The organism is Burkholderia sp. LAS2, assembly GCF_018417615.1.
Lineage (GTDB): Bacteria > Pseudomonadota > Gammaproteobacteria > Burkholderiales > Burkholderiaceae > Burkholderia > Burkholderia sola.
The window spans coordinates 4,115,910-4,137,434 of sequence record NZ_CP071052.1; the positions used below are offsets into that span (position 1 = coordinate 4,115,910).

Sequence of the window (21,525 nt, forward strand, 5' to 3'; positions counted from 1 at the left end):
GGAGCCTCCAGCCATGGCTGAATTCTTTATCCGACGCCCGGTGTTTGCGTGGGTGATCGCGCTCTTCATCATCCTGACGGGGCTGATCGCGATCCCGCAATTGCCGGTCGCGCGCTATCCGTCGGTCGCGCCGCCGTCCGTCACGATCACCGCAACCTATCCCGGCGCCACGCCGCAGACGATGAACGACGGCGTGCTGAGCCTCATCGAGCGCGAACTGTCCGGCGTCAAGAACCTGCTGTACTTCGAATCGTCGGCCGACACGTCCGGCGGCGCGCAGATCACCGTCACGTTCAAGCCCGGCACTCATCCTGAGATGGCGCAGGTCGACGTGCAGAACAAGATCAAGTCGATCGAGCCGCGCCTGCCTGCCGCGGTGCGCCAGAACGGGCTGATCGTCGAATCCGCATCGTCCGGCTTCCTGATGCTGATCGGCCTGCGCTCCGACAGCGGCCGCTTCGACGAAGGCGCGCTCGCCGACTACATGGCGCGCAGCGTGTCCGAGGAGTTGCGGCGCATCGACGGCGTCGGGCGTGTGCTGCAATTCGGCTCCGAGCGCGCGATGCGCATCTGGGTCGATCCGCAGAAGCTGATCAATTTCGGCCTGTCGATGAACGACCTGACGACCGCGATCGGCCAGCAGAACGTGCAGATCGCGCCGGGCAGCCTCGGCGCGCTGCCCGCGCTGCCGGGCCAGCGCGTGACCGTGCCGCTGACCGCGCAAGGTCAGCTCACGACGCCGGAGGAATTCGCGAAGGTCGTGCTGCGCGCGAACGCGGACGGCTCGAAGGTCGTGCTCGGCGACGTCGCGCGCGTCGAACTCGGTTCGCAAAACTACATGTTCGTGAGCCGCGAGAACAACAAGCCGGCCACCCTCGCCGGCGTCCAGCTCGCACCGGGCGCCAACGCGGTGAAGACCGCAGACGCGATCCGCACGCGCATGGCTGAACTGAGCAAGTCGATGCCGTCTGGCATGAGCTATTCGATCCCGCTCGACACGTCGCCGTTCGTGAAGATCTCGATCGAGAAGGTGCTGGCCACGCTGTTCGAGGCGATGGTGCTCGTGTTCCTCGTGATGTATCTGTTCCTGCAGAACGTGCGCTATACGCTGATCCCGGCCATCGTCGCGCCGGTCGCGATGCTCGGCACCTTTGCGGTGATGCTGCTGACCGGCTTCTCGATCAACGTGCTGACGATGTTCGGCATGGTGCTCGCGATCGGCATCATCGTCGACGATGCGATCGTCGTCGTCGAGAACGTCGAGCGCCTGATGGCCGAGGAAGGGCTGTCGCCGAAGGACGCGACGTCGAAGGCGATGAAGGAAATCACCGGCGCGATCATCGGCATCACGCTGGTGCTGACCGCGGTGTTCCTGCCGATGGCGATGGCGAGCGGCTCGGTCGGCGTGATCTACAAGCAGTTCACGCTGTCGATGGCCGTGTCGATCCTGTTCTCCGCGCTGCTGGCGCTGACGCTCACGCCGGCCCTGTGCGCGACGATGCTCAAGCCGCTCGCACCGGGCCATCACGAAAAGCGCGGCTTCTTCGGCTGGTTCAACCGCCGCTTCGATCGCCTGACGACCTGGTACGAGACGCGCGTCGGCCGCCTGGTCGGCCGCACCGGCCGCGTGATGCTCGTGTTCGTCGCAATCGCGGGCGCACTGGTGTTCGGTTTCCGCAGCCTGCCGTCGTCGTTCCTGCCGGACGAGGACCAGGGCTACTTCATCACCAGCTTTCTGCTGCCCGCGGACGCTACCGCCGAGCGCACGCATGACGTGGTCAACACGCTGGAGAAGCATCTTGCTTCGCGTCCGGCAATCCAGTCGAGCATTTCCGTGATCGGCTACGGCTTCTCGGGCCAGGGTCCGAACGCCGCGATCAACTGGTCCGTGATGAAGGACTGGAAGAACCGCGGCGGCGCATCGACGCTCGAGGAAGGCATGCTCGCGCAGCAGGCGATGGCCGGCGTGACCGAAGGCACGGTGATGAGCCTGCTGCCGCCGGCGATCGACGAGCTCGGCAACAGCTCGGGCTTCTCGATGCGCCTGGAAGACCGCGCGAACCAGGGCACGGCCGCGCTCAAGGCAGCGGAAGTCAAGCTGCTCGAACTCGCCGCGCAAAGCAAGGTCGTGACCGGCGTGTACCCGGACAGCCTGCCGGCCGGCACGAGCATCCGCCTCGAGATCGACCGCGCGAAGGCGCAGGCGCTCGGCGTGTCGTTCACGACGCTCAGCGACACGCTGTCGACCGCGATGGGCTCGACCTACGTGAACGACTTCCCGAACGCGGGCCGCATGCAGCAGGTGATCATCCAGGCCGACGCGCCGGCGCGCATGCAGATCGACAACGTGATGAAGCTGTACGTGCGCAACGCGGCCGGCGGCATGGTGCCGCTGTCCGAGGTGGTGCGCCCGGTGTGGGCCGACACGCCGCTGCAGATGGTGCGCTTCAAGGGCTATCCGTCCGCACGGATCTCGGGCACCGCCGCCCCCGGCCAGTCGAGCGGCGCGGCGATGGCCGAGATGGAACGGCTCGTCGCGCAACTGCCGCCGGGCTTCGCGGTCGAGTGGACCGGCCAGTCGCTGCAGGAACGCCAGTCGGCGTCGCAGGCGCCGATGCTGATGGTGCTGTCGATGATCGTCGTGTTCCTGGTGCTCGCCGCGCTGTACGAAAGCTGGTCGATTCCGCTGTCGGTGATGCTGGTGGTGCCGCTCGGCCTGATCGGCGCGATCGGCGCGGTGCTGCTGCGCGGCTTGCCGAACGACGTGTTCTTCAAGGTCGGGATGATCACCGTGATCGGTTTGTCCGCGAAAAACGCGATCCTGATCGTCGAGTTCGCGAAGCAGTTGCGCGAGGAAGGCAAGGGATTGATCGAGGCAGCCGTGCAGGCGTCGAAGCTGCGCCTGCGCCCGATCCTGATGACCTCGCTCGCGTTCGGCCTCGGCGTCGTGCCGCTGATGATCGCGACCGGCGCCAGCGCCGAGACGCAGCATGCGATCGGCACCGGCGTGTTCGGCGGCATGGTGACCGCGACGGTCCTGGCCATTTTCTTCGTCCCTGTTTTCTTTGTGTTCGTGATGAGCATCCAGGAGCGCATCGGCGCATGGCGGGCGTCCCGCAAGCAGCCGGCCGCCCCGACTCACGGACAGGAAGGTTGATGCCATGCGATTGCTTATTCTTCCCCTCGTCCTCGCACTGTCGGCCTGCTCGCTCGCGCCGACGCTCGTCAAACCCTCGATGCCGGTGCCGACGGCCTACACCGCCGCCGCGGCCGCCGATCTCGACGCGAATGCCGCCGACCTCGGCTGGCGCACGATGTTCGGCGACCGCCGCCTGCAGCGCCTGATCGAGCTCGCGCTCGACAACAACCGCGACCTGCGCGTGGCGGCGCTGAACGTCGAGGCCGCCGAGGCGCAGTACGGCATCCAGCGCGCCGCGCGGCTGCCGTCGATCGGCGCCGGCGCGAACTTCACGCGCCAGCGTACGTCGGACGACACGCAGTCGAATCCACCGCTGTTCGGCACGACGCAGAACCAGTACGGCGTGAACGTCGGCATCAGCGCGTTCGAGATCGACCTGTTCGGCCGCGTGAAGTCGCAGTCGGATGCCGCGTTCGCACGCTACCTCGCGACCGATCACGGCCGCCGCGCGGTGCAGATCTCGCTCGTCGGCGGCGTGGCCGACGCGTACTTCGCGGAACGCCTCGCGTACGAGCAACGCGAGTTGTCCGAGCGCACGCTCGCCGACTGGCGGCAGTCGCTCGATCTCGCGCGCCGCCTGAAGGAAGCGCATCAGGCGAGCGGCGTCGACATCGCGCAGGCCGAAGGCCAGGTCGCGAGCGCGACGGCCGATCTCGAAGCGCGCACGCGCGCCGTCGAGCAGGCGCGCAATGCGCTGCGCGTGCTGGTCGGCGCCGAACTGCCGAAGGATCTGCCCGAGCCGCTGCCGCTTCAGCAGCAACCGGTGATGACGCAACTGCCGGCCGGCCTGCCGTCCGAACTGCTGTTCCGTCGCCCGGATATCCAGCAGGCCGAACAAAACCTCGTCGCCGCGAATGCGGACATCGGCGCCGCGCGCGCCGCGTTCTTCCCGCGCCTGTCGCTGACGTCGTCGATCGGCTTCCTCAGCCCCGCGATGGGCAGCCTGTTCGACGGCGGGCAGCGCGTATGGAGCTTCGCGCCGCAGGTCACGGTGCCGATCTTCCAGGGCGGCCGGCTGCGTGCCGAGCTGCGCCTCGCGGAAGTGCGCAAGTCCGGCGCGGTCGCCGAATACGAACGCGCGATCCAGGCCGCGTTCCGCGAAGTGGCCGACGGCATCGCCGGACGCGAAACCTTCGGCCGCCAGATCGACGCGCAGACGCGCGTGGTCGGCTCGGCCGAGCGCCGCACCGACCTGTCGAACCTGCGCTATCGCGCCGGTGTCGAGGGGCGGCTGGAGTTGCTCGATTCGCAGCGGCAGCTCTATGCGGCACGGCAGGCGCTGCTCGACCTGCGCCGCAGCGAGCTCGGCAATGCCGTTGCGCTGTACAAGGCCCTCGGCGGCGGCCTGACGGACCAGGACGTCGCACCGTCGAAGCACGTGGTGCAGAACTGAACGAACGGCGCCGCTCCGCCCGCGCAGCAGCGTGGCAGAACGGCGCGCCCCGCGCCCGGCAATGGGCCGCCCCGATTGTTCGACATCGCACGGCACACTCCATGACGAATTCCCTGATACTGATTGCAGAAGACGAGCCCGACATCTCGGACATCCTCGATGCGTACCTGAAACGCGACGGCTTTCGCACCTGCCGCGTCACCGACGGCCAAGCGGTGCTCGACATGCAGCCGCACCTGAAGCCCGACCTGGTCCTGCTCGACGTGAAGATGCCGCAGAAAAACGGCTGGGACGTGCTCGCCGAGCTGCGGCGGCGCGACAACACGCCCGTCGTCGTCGTCACCGCGTTCGATCGCGACCTCGACCGGCTGCAGGCGCTGCACGCCGGCGCGGACGACTACATCGTCAAGCCGTTCAACCCGGCCGAGGTCGTCGCGCGGTTGCGCGCGATCCTGCGCCGGTCCGCCGCGCCGCCGGCCCTGCGCATGCTGCGCGTCGGCGACCTGGAGATCGATACCGACAGCTATCTGGCCCGCGTGCGCACGGCTGACACCGAGGTGCCGATCACGCTGACGCTGACGGAGTTCCGGCTGCTCGCGCACATGGCGAGATCGCCGAGCCGCGTGTTCACGCGCGGCGAGTTGCTCGATGCGTGCATGGCCGACGTGAGCGCGCTGGAACGCACGGTCGACAGCCACATCTGCAGGCTGCGCAAGAAACTCGAACAGGCCGGCGCACCGGGCATGCCGGAAGTGATGCGCGGCGTCGGCTACCGGCTGCGGGGCGTGCAGTGATCGTGGCCGGCGATCCGTCGGCGCGCACGGTTTCCCGCGACGGCTGCCCGGCCGACCTCGCGCGCTTCATCGAGCACTTCAATGAGATGACTCATCCAATGCAATCGACGAATCCACCTGATGCGGCAGCCCCCGTCGCCGGCCGCAACCGCGTCACGCGCACCCAGCTCACTGAACTCCAAACCCGGCTCGACGCCATCAAGGTGCTCGCCACCGATGCGCACGCTGCCTCTCACGACGCGCTGCTTCAGCATGTCGACGCGCTGTTCCGGTGCGTCGAAGACCTTCAGGTAGCCGAACGACAGGCGCCGGCGATTCGAACATTTCCTCGATAACGAACGGCCGTTTCAACACGCATCGGAAAGGATCGGCGAATCGCTTTCGGTATTACCTGCGATACCGGTTTCGAACATTACAAAATGCCGCCGATCTTTCAAAATCATTGCGCCTTATTCGATTTAATTTTGTTTCATATAATCAGAAAAAGTTTGACATCGCGCTTTCGTTCTTGATACCGTCCGATGCAAGCAATCCGACGGATTGCCCGCCACGCAATCGATTCCGCTCTACATTTTTTCGCTTCCGCTGCACCGAAGTACGCACCGCCGAATGATTCGTTCGTCCGCCGGCGCGTGCAGTATCCCGATGCATTTCACTGGACGGCTGCCATCCGGCAGCGGGCCGAAGGACCGAATCAAATGAGCAGGACAACGAAGCTGTTGCTCTAGCAATCCCGCCCGCGCCGACTCCGGCGCGACTGCCCCGCCCTGCGGCGCAGCCTTCCCGTTACCGCGTTTTCCGTATTTCGCCTCCGGAGAAAACCCGCTTTCCGGATCGGGCGAAAGGCCCTGTCGCGTCCGTGCCATCCGCCCGTATGCGACAGAAAACGGCAGTGCATGACCCGCACCGCTGTCGACCGTTGTTGTTCGTGCCGTTCGTTGTTCAACCGGAGGGGTAATTCAAATGAATCAGGTTGCAAACAAGAAACAAAAGCACATTCGCGCCGTCAATCTCGCACTCGCCGCCGCGGCCGCCGCCGCTTCGTTCGGCATGGCGACCGCCCATGCTGCGCCTGCGGCCGGCTGGACGGAAACGCGCACCAAAGGGTTCCTGCCGCTCGTGCAGCAGAACGAAGCCGGCACGGCCGGCGCGCCGGCCGCGAGCACGGCAGCCGCTGCCGCGTCGGCTATCGACATGGCGCCCGGCGAATCGGTGGACATCGTGCTCGGGCTGAACCTGCGCAACGAAGCCCAGCTCGACCAATACCTGCGCGACCTGCACACGCCCGGCTCGCCGCACTACCGGCAGTTCCTCACGCCTGCGCAATTCGCCGCGCAATACGCACCGACCGACCAGCAGGTCGCGTCCGTCGTCGCCCACCTGCGCAAGGCCGGCTTCGTGAATATCGTGGTCGCGCCGAACCGGCTGCTGGTCTCCGCGTCCGGCACCGCGGGGACCGTCCAGTCCGCATTCCGCACGACCCTCAAGCGCTTCACGCGCAACGGCCGCAGCGTCTATGCGAACACCGACGCCGCGCAAGTGCCGAACGCGATCGGCAACGTCGTCGGCGCGGTGCTCGGCCTGCAGAACGTCGAGCTCGTGCATACGGGCGCGGGCGGCACGCCGCAAGGCAACACCAGCAACCTGACGATCCCGGCCGGCGCGTCGGCGGTGCCGCACAACCCGACCGAGTTCTCGTCGATCTACGGCGGCGACGGCACGCCGACGGCTTCGCAGACCACGGTCGGCATCATCTCCGAAGGCGATCTGTCGCAGACGGTGAGCGACCTCAATACGTTCGCCGCGAACAACGGCCTCGGCACGATCAGCAGCAGCATCGTGAAGACGGGCCCGGCCGGCAGCTCGTACACCGACACCGACGGCACCGTCGAGTGGAACCTCGACAGCCAGTCGATCGTCGGCACGGCCGGCGGCAGCGTGAAGCAGGTCGTGTTCTACGTCGCGCCGTCGATGACGCTCACCGCCATCACCGCCGCGTACAACAAGGCCGTGACCGACAACGTCGCGAAGGTGATCAACGTATCGCTCGGCGTGTGCGAATCGTCCGCGTACAGCACCGGCTCGCAGGCGACCGACGACACCATCTTCAAGCAGGCGGTCGCGCAAGGGCAGACCTTCTCGGTGTCCGCCGGCGATCACGGCGCGTACGAATGCGCGAGCGGCAAGCCGTCGCGCTCGACCTACACGGTGAGCGAGCCGGCCACGTCGCCGTACGTGATCGCGGTCGGCGGCACGACGCTATTCACGAATACGTCGACCAATGCGTACAACAGCGAAATCGTCTGGAACGATCCGAGCTGGCAGTCGGGCACCGTGTGGTCGACGGGCGGCGGGTACAGCAAGTACGAGGCCGCGCCGACGTGGCAATCGTCGACCCTCACCGGCTCGACCAAGCGTGCGCTGCCCGACGTCGGCTTCGACGCCGACCTGCGCACGGGTGCGATTCTCGTCGTGAACGGTCAGACGTCCGACACGCTGTGGGGCTCGGGGTACCTGAACAACGAAGGCGGCACGAGCCTCGCCGCGCCGATCTTCACGGGCATCTGGGCGCGGCTGCAGTCGGCCAACAACAATGCGCTCGGGTTCCCCGCGTCGAGCATCTACAAGTACTTCCCGACCAACGCGGCGCTGCTGCACGACGTCACGTCCGGCAACAACGGCAGCGGCACCTACGGCTACAAGGCGAAGGCCGGCTGGGATGCGACGACGGGCTTCGGCAGCGTGAACATCTCGAAGCTGAACGCGTTCATCCAGACCACGTCGGATTTCGCGCGCTGATGAGTCGCTGACCGTTGCGGTTGCGCAAGCGCGACGTATCGTACGCAACCGCGTCTGACGACCCGCGAAGGCTGCGAAGCCATCGCGGGTTTTCTGCATGCGGCGTCATCTCGCCTCTCCGATGCGAACCCCGCCGCGCCGCTCAATCGGCCCAGTCCCGGACATAATCCGGCACCGGCACGGTGCCGCCCGCATGCACCGGCGCGCCGCGTATCGTCTTCAGCGGCAGGATCCCGGCCCACACCGCCAGCCCGAGATCCTCTTCCTTGTCGGACGGCAGCGAATCGCTGATTTTCACGGCCGCTTCCGCCATCGAAATCCGCAGCACGCTGGTCGCATTGATTTCCTTCGAATTGCCCGGCCGCGCTTCATGCTTGCGGCCCGGCGCGATCTTGTCCATCAACGCATCCAGCGCGGCGAGTTTTTCCTCACTGCCTTCGACCACGTCGAACTGCCCGTAGATCACCGCCGATCGATAATTCATCGAATGGTTGAAGGCGGACCTGGCCAGCACGAGACCGTCCAGCAGCGTCATCGCGACGCAAGCCTGCGCGCCGACCGACAGCGCCTTGATCATTCGGCTGCCGTTGGACCCGTGGATATAGAGCGCATCGCCCGTCCTCCAGTGTGCGGTCGGGATGCAGTGCGTGTTCTGCCCGTCGCCGAACGCGATGTGACAGACGTACGCGTCGTCCACGATGCGGTAGAGCATCGTGCGATCGCGACTCGCCAGTTCAGGCAGACGGCGAATGGTCGTGCGCGGCGTGGAAGAGAGAGTGGTCTGGTTGCTCATATATATCTGTACTGCGAAATGAATTTTATCGGCATCGTGCCGTATCCGTGTCTCAGCGCGTGGTTGCCCCGCCCATCGACAGTCGCGCGCCGAATCGAGCAAAATACGCGCACACAGCGAGTTGCGCCGATCGCCAGCCATGTGTGCGAACCGGCCTGCGCCGCGCAAGCATGAACGATACGACGCGCGACGCGTCTTCGAAAGAACCAGCACAAGGAAAATTTCTGGAACCAGCCCATGGATCTCGCGCTGCTCATCTCATCGCTTGCCAGACAGGACGGCGCGACAACCCATAGCCAGCAGGAAGCGCTCTACCGGAGCCTGCGCGACATGCTGCTGGACGGGCAGCTTCCGCCCGGCACGCGGCTCGCGTCGACGCGCGTGCTCGCGGCCGAGCTGGGCATCGCGCGCAATTCCGCGGTCTATGCGTACGAGCGTCTTGCCGAGGAAGGCTTCGTGGCGGCCACGCGCAACGGCACGATCACGCGATGGGACGGATGCGGCCGCCCGGGCGCCGGACAGGAAGACGGCCCTGCGCCGGTTCACCTGTCGGCGCGCGTGCAAGGGTTGGAGAACGCCGATCCCGAGCCCGAACGCATGTTGCCGTTCGTTCCCGGCCTGCCTTCCCTCGACGAATTCCCGGTTGCCCAGTGGCGCCGCTGCGTCGAGCGCGCGTGGAAGACCATCACGCCCGCCCGGCTGGCGTACGGACCGGTCGAAGGACTGCCCGAACTGCGGCGCGCGGTGGCCGCGTATATCCGCGTGTCGCGCGGCGTGCGCTGCGACACGGACCAGGTATTCATCACCGACGGCACGCAGGGCAGCCTCGAACTGTGCGCGCGGATGCTGGCGAATCCCGGCGAATACGGCTGGCTCGAGAACCCTTGCTACAACGGCGCGAGGACTGCGTTCCGCTCGACCGGCCTGACTCCCGTGCCGATCGAGGTCGATCGCGAGGGCATGGCGCCAACCGACGCGCAGTGGCGCACCCACCCGCCCCGGCTGATCTATACGACACCGTCGCACCAGTACCCGCTCGGCACGCTGATGAGCCCCCGGCGGCGCGCGGCGCTCGTCGAGCATGCCCGTGCATGCGGCGCGTGGATCATCGAGGACGACTACGACAGCGAGTTCCGTCGCGGCGGCCAGCCGCTGCCCGCGATCCAGGGCCTACAGGCGGACGCGCCGGTGTGCTATCTCGGCACGTTCAGCAAGACGATGTTTCCGGCGCTGCGGCTCGGTTTCATGGTGGTGCCGCCGGCGCTGGTCGAACGCTTCACCCGAACGCTGCGCGAACTCGTCCATCGCGGCCACCCGGCCGACCAACTGGCGATGGCTGAATTCATCGATACCGGCCTATTTGCGCGGCATCTGCGGAAGATGCGGGCGCGCTATGCGGACCGGCGCAGCAGCCTCGAAACGGCGCTCGCCCGCCATCTCGGCACGTCGCTGAGCGTGCGGGAAAGCCCGGGCGGCATGCATCTTTCCGCGGATCTCGCGATGCCGCTGCACGATACCGACGTCGCGCGCACTGCCGCCGCCCATGGCTTGCTGCTGCAACCGTTGAGCAGCTACTGCATCGGCGACGGCCGCCGCGGCAACGGCCGCCGCGGCAACGGCCGCCGCGGCAACGGCCGCCGCTACAACGGCTTCGTGCTCGGCTATTCAGGGCTGAGCGACGCGACGATCGAGACAGCGGCAATGCAGTTCGCGAACGTCATCGACCAGCACCGCCGCGCGCGCCGCTGAATGTCGCTCACAGTTGCGATTCGATCGGAAACAGCCCGAGGAACCACACTTCCATCCGCCGCCCGGCGGATACCTCCGGCTCGTGGTCGATCTCGGTGACCTTCCCGTCCGCGTCCGTCTGAACCCACGCGAGCCGCCCTTTGCCAGCCGCGTCGGTTCTCGCTTCCACGCGCCATGCGATCTGGTCGAGCCGCGCTTCCAGATCGTTGGCCACCTGGGATGCGATCGCCGGGCTCTCGCAGTAAAGGCCGATCTCCGTATTGAGGTTCAGCGAGCGTGGATCGAGATTCATCGACCCAATGAAAATGCTCGTGTGATCGAACACGTAGGTCTTCGCATGCAGCGACGCACGCGACGAGCCGATGATGACCTGCTTCGAAATGCTCTTGTCGCCCGATGGCCAGCGCTCGTAAAGCCGCACGCCCGCGTTCACCAGATCGCTTCGATAGCGGCGGTAGCCGGCATGCACGGCCGCCACGTCGGTCGACGCGAGCGAATTGGTCAGCACCGTCACGCGCACGCCGCGCGCCACGAGCCCGCGCAGCCGCTCGACGGCATCCTTGCCCGGCACGAAATACGGCGACACGATCAGCAGGTCGTGCTGCGGCTGCAACGCGAGCGCACGCAACTGCGGCATCAGGTGCCCGTCGCGGTCCTTCGGCGGGTGCGCGATCTTCGTCGGATCGTCGTACAGCACCGTCGCATGCCCCCACGACAATTCGGTGCCTTGCCCGTGAACGATCCGGTCGAGCCGCTGGCGTGCCTCGAGCACGTACGGATTGTCTTCCATCGCCCTCAGGTAGTCGCGCAACCGTTCGCGCTCGCGGTCGAGCCCGCCCGGCGCCGCATCGTGCCCGACCAGCGTATCGACCGGATACGCATACGGCGAATTCCAGAACGTATCGAATTCGGTCGAGATGTCCTTCACGACCGGGCCGTGAACGACGACGTCGAGATCGCCGAATTCCAGCATCGACGATGCGCCGAAATATTCATCGCCGATATTGCGACCGCCGACGATCGCCGCCTGGTTGTCCGCGATCATCGCCTTGTTGTGCATGCGCCGGTTGACGCGCGAGAACTCGAATACGGTGCCGATCTTCTTGAACCGGCGCGTGGCCACTGGATTGAACAGCCGGATCTCGATGTTCGGATGCGCGCTGATCTCGAGCAGCTTGCGGTCGTCCGCGTTGGTGCCGAGATCGTCGAGCAGCGCGCGCACGCGCACGCCGCGATCGGCCGCACGCATGACCGCATCGGCCAGTTCGTGGCCGGTCAGGTCGTCGTGCCAGATGTAGTACTGAAGGTCCAGCGAGCGATCGGCGCGGTCGGCGAGCAGCACGCGCGCGTCCAGCGCGTCGACCGGATCGGTCAGCAAATGAAACGCGTCCTGCCCCGGATGCGCGGCAGCCTGCTGGCGAAATGCCGCGCCGAGGCGCGTATCGTCGGTATCGGTGAATGCATGCGTCGGCGCGCGGTCGGCCTGCGGCGGCAGGCTCGCGCACGCGACAAGCATCAACAACGACAGAATCGCACCCCACGAACGCAGCATGATCATGTTGGCCGCCCCCACTGTCGGGCGAAGTCGGATTGTGTTTGTTCTGGCTGCCGGACGGAGCGCGGCGCGGGTCATCGGTGCGCGCGCGACGGAGCAGCGTGCGACCGGATCGCGCCACAGCATACTTCGATTGATATCGGGGCCGCACGCTTTCCGTGTTTCCGCGGTGGCGAAGATGCGACAGGCGGCGCCGGCGCGAACGCGTTCAATACGGTCGACACATGCGGACGGCGCCCCAAAGAAAAACCCGCGACGCCGTGCGGCATCGCGGGTTCCGCGGCTTCCCCCGGACAACCGTGGAAGCGAATCTGGTGGGCCCCCCGGGAGTCGAACCCGGCACCAACGAATTATGAGTTCGCTGCTCTAACCAAGCATGAGCTAGGGGCCCAGACGAGAAGCAAAGCGTGCTACACGCCACCCCGGCAACGAGGCCGGGCCGGCATTGTAACAACAAAGACGACAGAGGGAACAAACGCCACCGGCATCATGCGGACACCGGCGGCGTTCGTGGCAGAGACGCTGGAAATCAGTTCCCTTCGAGGAACGACTTCAGCTTGTCGGAACGGCTCGGGTGACGCAGCTTGCGCAGCGCCTTGGCCTCGATCTGACGGATCCGCTCGCGCGTGACGTCGAACTGCTTGCCGACTTCCTCGAGCGTGTGATCGGTGCTCATCTCGATACCGAAACGCATCCGCAGCACCTTCGCCTCGCGCGGCGTCAGCGAATCGAGCACGTCCTTCACGACGTCGCGCATGCTGGCATGCAGCGCGGCATCCGCCGGCGCGACCGTGTTGGTGTCCTCGATGAAGTCGCCGAGATGGGAATCGTCGTCGTCGCCGATCGGCGTTTCCATCGAGATCGGCTCCTTCGCGATCTTCATGATCTTGCGGATCTTGTCTTCCGGCATCTCCATCTTCTCGGCGAGCGTGGCCGGATCCGGCTCGAGACCGGTTTCCTGCAGGATCTGCCGCGAGATGCGGTTCATCTTGTTGATCGTTTCGATCATGTGAACCGGAATACGGATCGTGCGCGCCTGGTCCGCGATCGAGCGCGTGATGGCCTGACGGATCCACCACGTCGCATAGGTCGAGAACTTGTAGCCGCGACGGTATTCGAACTTGTCCACTGCCTTCATCAGGCCGATGTTGCCTTCCTGGATCAGGTCGAGGAACTGCAGGCCGCGGTTCGTGTACTTCTTCGCGATCGAGATCACGAGACGCAGGTTCGCCTCGGTCATTTCGCGCTTCGCCTGACGTGCCTTCAGTTCGCCGGCCGCCATCTGGCGGTTGGTTTCCTTCAGGTCCTTCAGCGGCAGCACGACGCGCGCCTGCAGGTCGAGCAGGCGCTGCTGCTGTTCGCGGATCGCCGGGACGTTACGCGACAGCACCGCGCTGTACGAATGGCCTTCCGCGGTGATCTTCTCCGCCCAGTCGAGATCCGTCTCGTTGCCCGGGAAGCGTGCGATGAATTCCGAACGCGGCATGCCGCACTTGTCGACGACGATGTGCAGGATCTGACGCTCGACCTGACGCACTTCGTCCACTTGCGCACGCAGCGTGTCGCACAGACGCTCGACGGTACGCGCGGTGAAGCGGATCGTCATCAGTTCGGTCTGGATCGTTTCCTGCGCCTTCAGGTAGGCCTTCGACTTGTAGCCTTCCTTCTCGAACGCGCGGCGCATCTTGTCGAACCACTCGCTGATCTGCGAGAACTTCTCGAGCGACGCACGCTTGAGGGCTTCGAGTTGGGCGGCGTTCGCCGATGCCTGCGCGGCGCCGTCGTCTTCCTCCTCTTCCTCTTCTTCCTCTTCCTCTTCGGCTTCCTCATCCTCGTTCTCGATGGCTTCCGCTTCCTTCGCGGAGAAGCCGTCCGTATCGGCGGAGTCCGAAGCATTCGGATCGAGCAGGCCGTCGACGAGCTCGTCGACGCGGATCTCTTCGTTCGCGACGCGTTCGGCCATCGCGAGGATGTCGGCGATCGTCGTCGGGCACGCGGAGATGGCCATCACCATGTGGCGCAGGCCGTCCTCGATCCGCTTCGCGATCTCGATTTCGCCTTCGCGCGTGAGCAGCTCGACCGTGCCCATCTCGCGCATGTACATCCGGACCGGATCGGTCGTGCGGCCGAATTCCGAATCGACGGTGGACAGCGCGACTTCCGCTTCCTCCTCGACTTCATCGTCCGACGACGCGGCGGGCGCGTTGTCGTTCAGGAGCAGCGTCTCCGCGTCCGGCGCCTGCTCGTAAACCGCCACGCCCATGTCGTTGAACGTGCCGATGATGCCCTCGAGGGCTTCGGTCTCGGTGAAGTTGTCCGGCAGGTGGTCGTTGATTTCGGCGTACGTGAGGAAGCCGCGCTCCTTGCCGAGCTTGATCAGCGCGCGCAGTTTCACGCGGCGCTCTTCGAGCTCCTCGGCCGTGCCCGGCGTGCTCGTCGCGAACGCTTCCTTCAGCAGCGCCTTTTCCTTGGCGCGACGATCGCGCACCTTGGACTTGCCCGGTGCAGCCGCGGCTGCGGGCTGCTCGTCGCTCTGATTTGCGTCGTCTTCGACGGATACTTCGTTCAGCTTTTTGGTCATGGAGTTCGCCGTACCGGCTATATCGACTCGCGGCTGCTGGACGACAGCCGGTTGAACCGTGGGTGCATGAGTAGTACGTACTGCCGTTTCGTCCGCGTCGGCAGTCGTGTCCCTTGCGCTTTTCGCACTTGCCCGCTTCGCCGCCGGCTTGGCCGGCCCGGAGTCGGGTCTGGCGGCAGCCCGTGTTCTGGCTGCCGGCGCCGGCGCAGCCTGAGCAGTGCCGGCCGCGGTTTTCTTTCCTGCAGGGGCTGACGTGGCTGAAGACGTTGTCCTGGTGGAAGAAGCAGACTTGGCCGCTGTGACCTTTTTGGTCGGCTCCGTCGAGCCCTTGCCCGTTGCTTTCTTTCCGCCTGTCGTCTTTGCCATCGCGATTCTCGCCTCTGCTTGGAAAACAAACCGCTGGAAACCTTATATTATAGCACGCTGGGGAGCCCTCTCTAAGCGCCCCGGCCGCCTACAGCCCGAGCCGACGCTTCATGTCGGTTCGCTGCTGGTTCAATTCCGTCAATTCGGCCAGTTCCTCGGGGGTGAAGGTGGATTGCCGCGCCAGCCTGTCCAGCCGGTCGCAGCAGGCGTCGTAGCGCATCTTGAGCACAGCTGCCTGCAGCTCCTCCCCCGCAATCCGCTCCTGCTCACGCTGCCGTTCGGGCACCGTCTCGTCTTCCGGATTCTGTAACAGCAGATCGCGGACGTTTTCATCATAGTCCAGAATTTCGCGGAAGATTTCCTCGTAAGTCGCCCCATTCGAGGACGTCCTCAGGACATCAGACAGCAGCCGGAACTCCGCGCCGTCGCCCAACGCACGCGCATGATCGACAACTTCCGCGAACAATTCGCCGATGCGCGGCAGCGCGCGCAGGGTCGCAATCTGTTCGTCGTCGAGCTGCGATGCGATGCGCGGATGCATTACCAGCGTGCGCAGCGCGCGCTTTTCGCTGTCCGTCACGCGACGCCGCTCGCTGCGCGCGGGCGCCTGACGCGGCGGCGCCGCGATACGCGTATCGACGTCCGACAGCGCCGCGACCTCCTCGAACGGGATATCGAGGCGATCGGCGAACATGTGCATGATCTGCGCGCGCAACGCGTTCGCGGGCAGCGCCTGCAACAGCGGCTTCGCATCGAACAGGGCCTTCGCGCGGCCTTCCGGCTGATCGAGCGCCTTGCCGGCAATGGCTTCGTTCAACAGAAATTGCGACAGCGGCATTGCGCGTTCGACCTGCTCGGAGAACGCGTCCGCGCCGAACTCGCGCACGTAGCTGTCCGGATCGTGCTCGGTCGGCAGAAAAAGGAACCGGATCGTCCGGTTGTCGCCCGCATGCGGCAGGCAGGCCTCGAGCGCGCGCCGGGCCGCGCGCCGCCCGGCCGAATCGCCGTCGAAACTGAAAATGACGGTGTCGGTCTGTCGCAGCAGCTTCTGCACGTGAATCGGCGTGCACGCGGTGCCGAGCGTCGCGACCGCGTTCGGAAAGCCGAGCTGCGCGAGCGCGACGACGTCCATGTAGCCTTCGACGACCAGCACGTACTTGCGCTCGCGAATCGCGAGCCGCGCCTCGAACAGCCCGTACAGCTCGCTGCCCTTGTTGAACAGCGGCGTTTCCGGCGAGTTCAGGTACTTCGGCTCGCCGCTGCCGAGCACGCGGCCGCCGAAACCGATCACCTGCCCCTTCACGTTGCGGATCGGGAACATGATCCGCTCGCGGAACCGGTCGTAGCGGCGCGCGACACCCTGCGCGTCGGTTTTCTCGCTGACGATCACGAGCCCCGCCTCGACGAGCGACTCGTCGCGATAGTCGGGGAACGCGGCTTCGAGGTTCTGCCAGCCGTCCGGCGCATAGCCGAGCCCGAAGCGCGCGGCGATCTCGCCGGTCAGGCCCCGGTTCTTCAGGTACTGGATCGCGACGGTCGCGCCGCGCAACTGCTTGCGGTAGTAGTCGCACGCCGCGGTCATCGCGTCGGACAGCGCGGTCGCCACCGATTTCGACACGGGCGCCGGATAGTCGCCGCCCCCGCCTCCGCCCCCACCGCCGCGCATCGACGGCTCGTGCGGCACGGTCAGCCCGACGGATTGCGCGAGTTCCTGCACGGCTTCCGGGAACGTGAGCCCCGCGTGTTCCATCAGGAAGCCGATCGCCGTGCCGTGCGCACCGCAACCGAAGCAGTGATAGAACTGCTTGGTCGGGCTGACGGTAAACGACGGACTCTTCTCGTTATGGAACGGGCACAGCCCCATGAAGTTGGCGCCGCCCTTCTTGAGCTGCACGTACCGGCCCACCACGTCGACGATATCGACGCGGTTCAGCAAATCCTGCAGGAACGAATGCGGAATCACCGTGGGATCGAGCGAAAAAAGACAATACGACGCCCGGCGCACGCATCGCTGGGCGCGCCGGGAACGGGTTTTACTTCGTGAGCGCGGCCTTGACCTGCGCGGAAACGGCCGTCATGTCGGCACGGCCGGCGAGCTTGCCCTTCAGCACGCCCATCACCTTGCCCATGTCCTGCGGGCCGGCTGCGCCGGTTTGCGCGACCGCCGCCTGGACCTCGGCCGCCACTTCGGCGTCCGACAGTTGCGCGGGCATGTAGCCGCCCAGCACGGCCAGCTCGGCCTGCTCCTTCGCAACCAGATCGTCGCGGCCGGCCGCCTGGAACTGGCTGATCGAATCCTTGCGCTGCTTGATCATCTTGTCGATCACGGCCGTGATGCCCGCGTCGTCGAGCGTGACCCGGTCATCGACTTCGCGCTGCTTGATCGCGGCCATCAGCAGGCGAATCGTTGCCAGGCGCTCGCTTTCCTTCGCGCGCATCGCGGCCTTCATGTCTTCGCTGATCTGCTCTTTCAAACTCATCTTTCACCCGGGATGGAAACGTGAAACCGACGCCCGCAAATGGGCGTCAACACAAAAACCCGCTTGGGACAGTGTCTCAAGCGGGTTGCTCGAATCCGGCATCGGCGACTCGCCGCCTGATCGGCTGCGCGACCGGACCCGATCGCACGGAGTCGCCGGTGCGCCGCTCAGTGAACCGCGCGGCGCCCAATCGTTCAGTACAGCTTCTTCGGCAGTGTCTGGCTGCGAATACGCTTGTAATGACGCTTCACCGCAGCGGCCTTCTTGCGCTTGCGTTCTGCGGTCGGCTTCTCGTAAAACTCACGCGCACGAAGCTCGGTCAACAGACCATTCTTCTCGATCGTGCGCTTGAAGCGACGCATTGCAACTTCGAACGGCTCGTTCTCTTTAACGCGAATGATCGTCATGATCCGACACGAATAAAGGTTTGCAGGGAAAGACTACCGAGTATAGCAGAGCGATGGGTCAAAGGCACGGACCCCACCCCCGCCAGAACCGTGCCGGCCGGCGCGTCAGGCGCCTCGCGCATACTCGGCCGCGGCCTGCCCGGCCGCCGTGCCGGACGCCCACGCCCACTGGAAGTTGTAGCCGCCGAGCCAGCCCGTCACGTCCACCGCCTCGCCGACGAAGAAGAGCCCCGGCACGCGCGCGCTCATCATCGTCGCCGACGACAGCTCGCGCGTATCGACTCCGCCCTTCGTCACTTCGGCCTTCTTGTAGCCCTCGGTGCCGTTCGGCGTCAGCGTCCAGCCGGACAGCGCGTCGCCGATCTGGCGCAGCGTCTTGTCGGGCAGGTCCGCGAGCCGCGCGTCGGCCGCGACGCGATGCGTGTCGAGCCACGCATGCGCGAGACGCGACGGCACCCAGTCGGCGAGCAGCGAACCGATCTGGCGCTTCGACGTGCGTTTCGCGTCGAGCAGGTCGGCCACCGTGTCGCGCTGCGGCAGCAGGTCGACGCGGATCGGATCGCCGGGCTGCCAGTAGCTCGAGATCTGCAGGATGCCGGGCCCGGACAGCCCGCGATGGGTCAGCAGCAGATCCTCGACGAATTCGCCGCCGCGCTTTTTGTCGCCGGTCGATACGCGCACTTCGAGCGATACGCCGGACAGCGGCGCGAACGGCGCCCAGTCCTGCGGCGCGAACGTCAGCGGCACGAGCGCGGGCCGCGTATCGACGAGCTTGTGGCCGAACTGCTTCGCGAGCCGGTAGCCGAAGTCGGTCGCGCCGATCTTCGGGATCGACAGGCCGCCGGTCGCGACGATCAGTGCGCGCGCGCCGATCGGGCCGGCCTGCTGCGTGTCGAGCGTAAAGCCGTCGGCCGGCGCATGGCGCACCGCGTCGACGACGACGGGCCGGCGCCACGCGATGCCGCCCGCGTCGCACTCGTGCTTCAGCACGTCGATGATCGCGTCGCTGCCGTGGTCGCAAAAGAGCTGGCCCTTGTGCTTTTCGTGCCAGGTCACGTGATGGCGCTTGAGCAGCCCGAGGAAGTCGCGCGGCGTATAGCGCGCCAACGCCGAGCGCGCGAAATGCGGATTCGACGACAGGTAGTTGTCGGGCCCTGCGTACAGGTTCGTGAAGTTGCAGCGGCCGCCGCCCGAGATGCGGATTTTTTCGGCGAGCCGCGGCGCGTGATCGATCAGCACGACGCGGCGGCCGAGCTGCCCGGCGACCGCGGCGCTCATCATGCCGGCGGCGCCCGCGCCGATCACGGCGATGTCATAGGTTTCCATGGCGCGGATTGTACCTGCCCGGCCTCGGGCCCGGGCCGCCCGCGGCGGCCGCGAGCCCCCGCCTGCTATAATTTCAGGTTACGTCGACCTACCCGCGGCGCGTCCGAACCGGCGCGCCCTGCCCTCACCCATGCTCGTTCTCGGCATCGAAAGCTCCTGCGACGAAACCGGCCTCGCGCTCTACGACACGCAGCGCGGCCTGCTCGCGCACGCGCTCCATTCGCAGATCGCGATGCATCGCGAATACGGCGGCGTCGTGCCCGAGCTCGCGTCGCGCGACCATATCCGCCGCGCGCTGCCGCTGCTCGAGGAAGTGATGGCGCAAAGCGGCACGCGCCGCGACGACATCGACGCGATCGCGTTCACGCAGGGCCCCGGCCTCGCGGGCGCGCTGCTGGTCGGCGCGAGCATCGCGAATGCGCTCGCGCTCGCGTGGAACAAGCCGACCGTCGGCATCCATCATCTCGAAGGCCACCTGCTGTCGCCGTTGCTGGTCGACGCGCCGCCGCCGTTCCCGTTCGTCGCGCTGCTGGTTTCCGGCGGCCACACGCAGTTGATGCGCGTGACCGACGTCGGCGTGTACGAGACGCTCGGCGAAACGCTCGACGACGCGGCCGGCGAAGCGTTCGACAAGACCGCGAAACTGATCGGCCTCGGCTACCCGGGCGGCCCCGAAGTATCGAAGCTCGCCGAAACGGGCACGCCGGGCGCGGTCGTGCTGCCGCGCCCGATGCTGCATTCGGGCGATCTCGACTTCAGCTTCAGCGGCCTGAAGACGGCCGTGCTCACGCAGATGAAGAAATTCGAAGCGGCGAAGCTCGACGGCGAAGCACTCGAACGCGCGAAGGCCGATCTTGCGCGCGGCTTCGTCGATGCGGCCGTCGACGTGCTCGTCGCGAAGTCGCTCGCCGCGCTGAAGCGGACGAAGCTCAAGCGCCTCGTGGTCGCGGGCGGCGTCGGCGCGAACCGCCAGTTGCGCGCGGCCCTGTCGGCGGCCGCGGCCAAGCGCGGCTTCGACGTGCACTACCCCGATCTCGCACTGTGCACCGACAACGGCGCGATGATCGCGCTCGCGGGCGCGCTGCGGCTCGGCCGCTGGCCTGAACAGGCGAATGCCGATTACGCATTCACGGTGAAGCCGCGCTGGGATCTCGCGTCGCTCGCAAGCTGAATCGCGCCACGCAACGCCCCAGGCAGGAAAACGAAAAGGCCGCTCGGTTTCGAGCGGCCTTCGTCATTGGCGCGACATAACGCCGCGGCGTTATGCGGTCAACCGCTTGTCGCGCTCGATCAGCGCATACGCGCTGTGATTGTGGATCGACTCGAAGTTCTCGGCTTCGAGCACGTACGCGATCACGCGCTCGTCCGCATCGAGACGTTGCGCGACGTCACGCACGAGATCCTCGACGAACTTCGGGTTCTCGTAGGCACGCTCGGTGACGAACTTCTCGTCCGGACGCTTCAGCAGCCCCCACAGTTCGCACGACGCTTCCTCTTCCGCGATGCGGATCAGCGCCTCGACCGGCAGATCGGCGGCCAGCTCCGCATCGATCGTCACGTGCGAGCGCTGGTTGTGCGCGCCGTACTGCGAGATCTTCTTCGAGCACGGGCACAGGCTCGTCACCGGCACGAGCACCTTCAGGAACACGCGCGTGTCGCCGTTGCGGCTGTCGCCCGTGAGCGTCACTTCATAGTCGAGCAGGCTCTGCACGCCGGACACCGGCGCCGTCTTGTTCACGAAGTACGGGAACGTGACTTCGATGCGGCCGGCCTCGGCTTCGAGCTTCACGAGCATCGATGCGAGCATCGCGCGGAAGCGCTCGACCGTCAGCGGCGCGCGATTCTCTTCGAGCAGCGCGACGAAGCGCGACATGTGCGTGCCCTTCTGATCGGCCGGCAGACGGACGTCGAGGTTCCAGACACCGACCGTCGGTTGCACGTCGCCGCTTTCGGTACGCACCGTCAACGGATGCCGAACCGCCTTCACGCCCACGCGCTGAATCGGGATCTGACGGATATCCACCGTGCTCTGCACGTCGGGCATCACGAAGGCGGGATTCATCTGGTTCATTTGTTCAATCCT

General features: G+C 66.2%; 15 protein-coding genes and 1 tRNA gene. 7 read left to right on the forward strand and 9 right to left on the reverse strand.

What is annotated here, in order from left to right; genetic code table 11:
* Nucleotides 1-13 precede the first annotated feature (13 nt).
* The 5 genes from JYG37_RS18915 (at nucleotide 14) to JYG37_RS18935 (ending at nucleotide 8,185) form a co-directional block, all read left to right on the forward strand.
* Complete coding sequence (locus JYG37_RS18915) at nucleotides 14-3,157, forward strand: multidrug efflux RND transporter permease subunit (RefSeq protein WP_213345714.1); 3,144 nt, start codon at nucleotides 14-16, stop codon at nucleotides 3,155-3,157.
* 4 nt (nucleotides 3,158-3,161) lie between these two features.
* The gene (locus tag JYG37_RS18920) at nucleotides 3,162-4,592 is read left to right on the forward strand and encodes an efflux transporter outer membrane subunit (protein ID WP_124651289.1); all 1,431 of its coding nucleotides are present in this window, start codon (nucleotides 3,162-3,164) and stop codon (nucleotides 4,590-4,592) included.
* Between the two features lie 101 nt (nucleotides 4,593-4,693).
* On the forward strand, nucleotides 4,694-5,386 hold the full coding sequence (locus JYG37_RS18925; protein WP_213345715.1) for a response regulator: 693 nt from the start codon (nucleotides 4,694-4,696) through the stop codon (nucleotides 5,384-5,386).
* Nucleotides 5,387-5,388: 2 nt separating this feature from the next.
* Nucleotides 5,389-5,721, forward strand: coding sequence for a hypothetical protein (locus tag JYG37_RS18930; RefSeq protein WP_249746010.1), 333 nt, complete (start codon nucleotides 5,389-5,391; stop codon nucleotides 5,719-5,721).
* Between the two features lie 628 nt (nucleotides 5,722-6,349).
* A complete protein-coding gene (locus JYG37_RS18935) occupies nucleotides 6,350-8,185 on the forward strand; it encodes a S53 family peptidase (RefSeq protein WP_124651285.1) in 1,836 nt (611 codons plus the stop codon).
* 142 nt (nucleotides 8,186-8,327) lie between these two features.
* On the opposite strand, the gene JYG37_RS18940 is transcribed toward JYG37_RS18935, so the two are convergent.
* On the reverse strand, nucleotides 8,328-8,978 hold the full coding sequence (locus JYG37_RS18940) for a pyridoxamine 5'-phosphate oxidase family protein (protein WP_124593238.1): 651 nt from the start codon (nucleotides 8,976-8,978) through the stop codon (nucleotides 8,328-8,330).
* A gap of 237 nt (nucleotides 8,979-9,215) precedes the next feature.
* Here JYG37_RS18940 and pdxR point away from each other — a divergent pair, with 237 nt between their 5' ends.
* Nucleotides 9,216-10,727 carry a MocR-like pyridoxine biosynthesis transcription factor PdxR gene (gene pdxR / locus JYG37_RS18945; protein WP_213345716.1) on the forward strand — a complete coding sequence of 504 codons (1,512 nt, stop codon included), beginning with the start codon at nucleotides 9,216-9,218 and terminating at the stop codon, nucleotides 10,725-10,727.
* Nucleotides 10,728-10,734: 7 nt separating this feature from the next.
* Here pdxR and JYG37_RS18950 read toward each other — a convergent pair whose 3' ends face one another.
* From JYG37_RS18950 to JYG37_RS18980, 7 genes are all read right to left on the reverse strand, one after another.
* Nucleotides 10,735-12,285: a phospholipase D family protein gene (locus tag JYG37_RS18950; protein WP_213345717.1), complete on the reverse strand. Its 1,551-nt coding sequence runs from the start codon at nucleotides 12,283-12,285 to the stop codon at nucleotides 10,735-10,737.
* Nucleotides 12,286-12,594: 309 nt separating this feature from the next.
* Nucleotides 12,595-12,673: transfer RNA gene (locus JYG37_RS18955), tRNA-Ile, on the reverse strand.
* Nucleotides 12,674-12,811: 138 nt separating this feature from the next.
* Nucleotides 12,812-15,229, reverse strand: a complete 2,418-nt coding sequence (gene rpoD / locus JYG37_RS18960) for an RNA polymerase sigma factor RpoD (RefSeq protein ID WP_080334133.1) — start codon at nucleotides 15,227-15,229, stop codon at nucleotides 12,812-12,814.
* Between the two features lie 88 nt (nucleotides 15,230-15,317).
* On the reverse strand, nucleotides 15,318-17,192 hold the full coding sequence (gene dnaG / locus JYG37_RS18965; protein WP_124553982.1) for a DNA primase: 1,875 nt from the start codon (nucleotides 17,190-17,192) through the stop codon (nucleotides 15,318-15,320).
* Nucleotides 17,193-17,262: 70 nt separating this feature from the next.
* Nucleotides 17,263-17,709: a GatB/YqeY domain-containing protein gene (locus tag JYG37_RS18970; RefSeq protein ID WP_050011331.1), complete on the reverse strand. Its 447-nt coding sequence runs from the start codon at nucleotides 17,707-17,709 to the stop codon at nucleotides 17,263-17,265.
* A 194-nt stretch (nucleotides 17,710-17,903) separates the two neighbouring features.
* Complete coding sequence (rpsU, locus tag JYG37_RS18975) at nucleotides 17,904-18,116, reverse strand: 30S ribosomal protein S21 (RefSeq protein ID WP_006479415.1); 213 nt, start codon at nucleotides 18,114-18,116, stop codon at nucleotides 17,904-17,906.
* A gap of 105 nt (nucleotides 18,117-18,221) precedes the next feature.
* Nucleotides 18,222-19,451: a BaiN/RdsA family NAD(P)/FAD-dependent oxidoreductase gene (locus tag JYG37_RS18980; protein WP_256975831.1), complete on the reverse strand. Its 1,230-nt coding sequence runs from the start codon at nucleotides 19,449-19,451 to the stop codon at nucleotides 18,222-18,224.
* A 121-nt stretch (nucleotides 19,452-19,572) separates the two neighbouring features.
* On the opposite strand from JYG37_RS18980, the gene tsaD reads away from it, so the two are divergent.
* Nucleotides 19,573-20,613: a tRNA (adenosine(37)-N6)-threonylcarbamoyltransferase complex transferase subunit TsaD gene (gene tsaD, locus JYG37_RS18985; protein ID WP_050011333.1), complete on the forward strand. Its 1,041-nt coding sequence runs from the start codon at nucleotides 19,573-19,575 to the stop codon at nucleotides 20,611-20,613.
* 90 nt (nucleotides 20,614-20,703) lie between these two features.
* Here the strand turns inward: tsaD and folE2 are convergent, their stop codons facing one another.
* Nucleotides 20,704-21,513 (reverse strand): GTP cyclohydrolase FolE2, encoded by an 810-nt coding sequence (gene folE2 / locus JYG37_RS18990; protein WP_213345718.1) that lies wholly within the window; start codon nucleotides 21,511-21,513, stop codon nucleotides 20,704-20,706.
* Nucleotides 21,514-21,525: the final 12 nt, after the last annotated feature.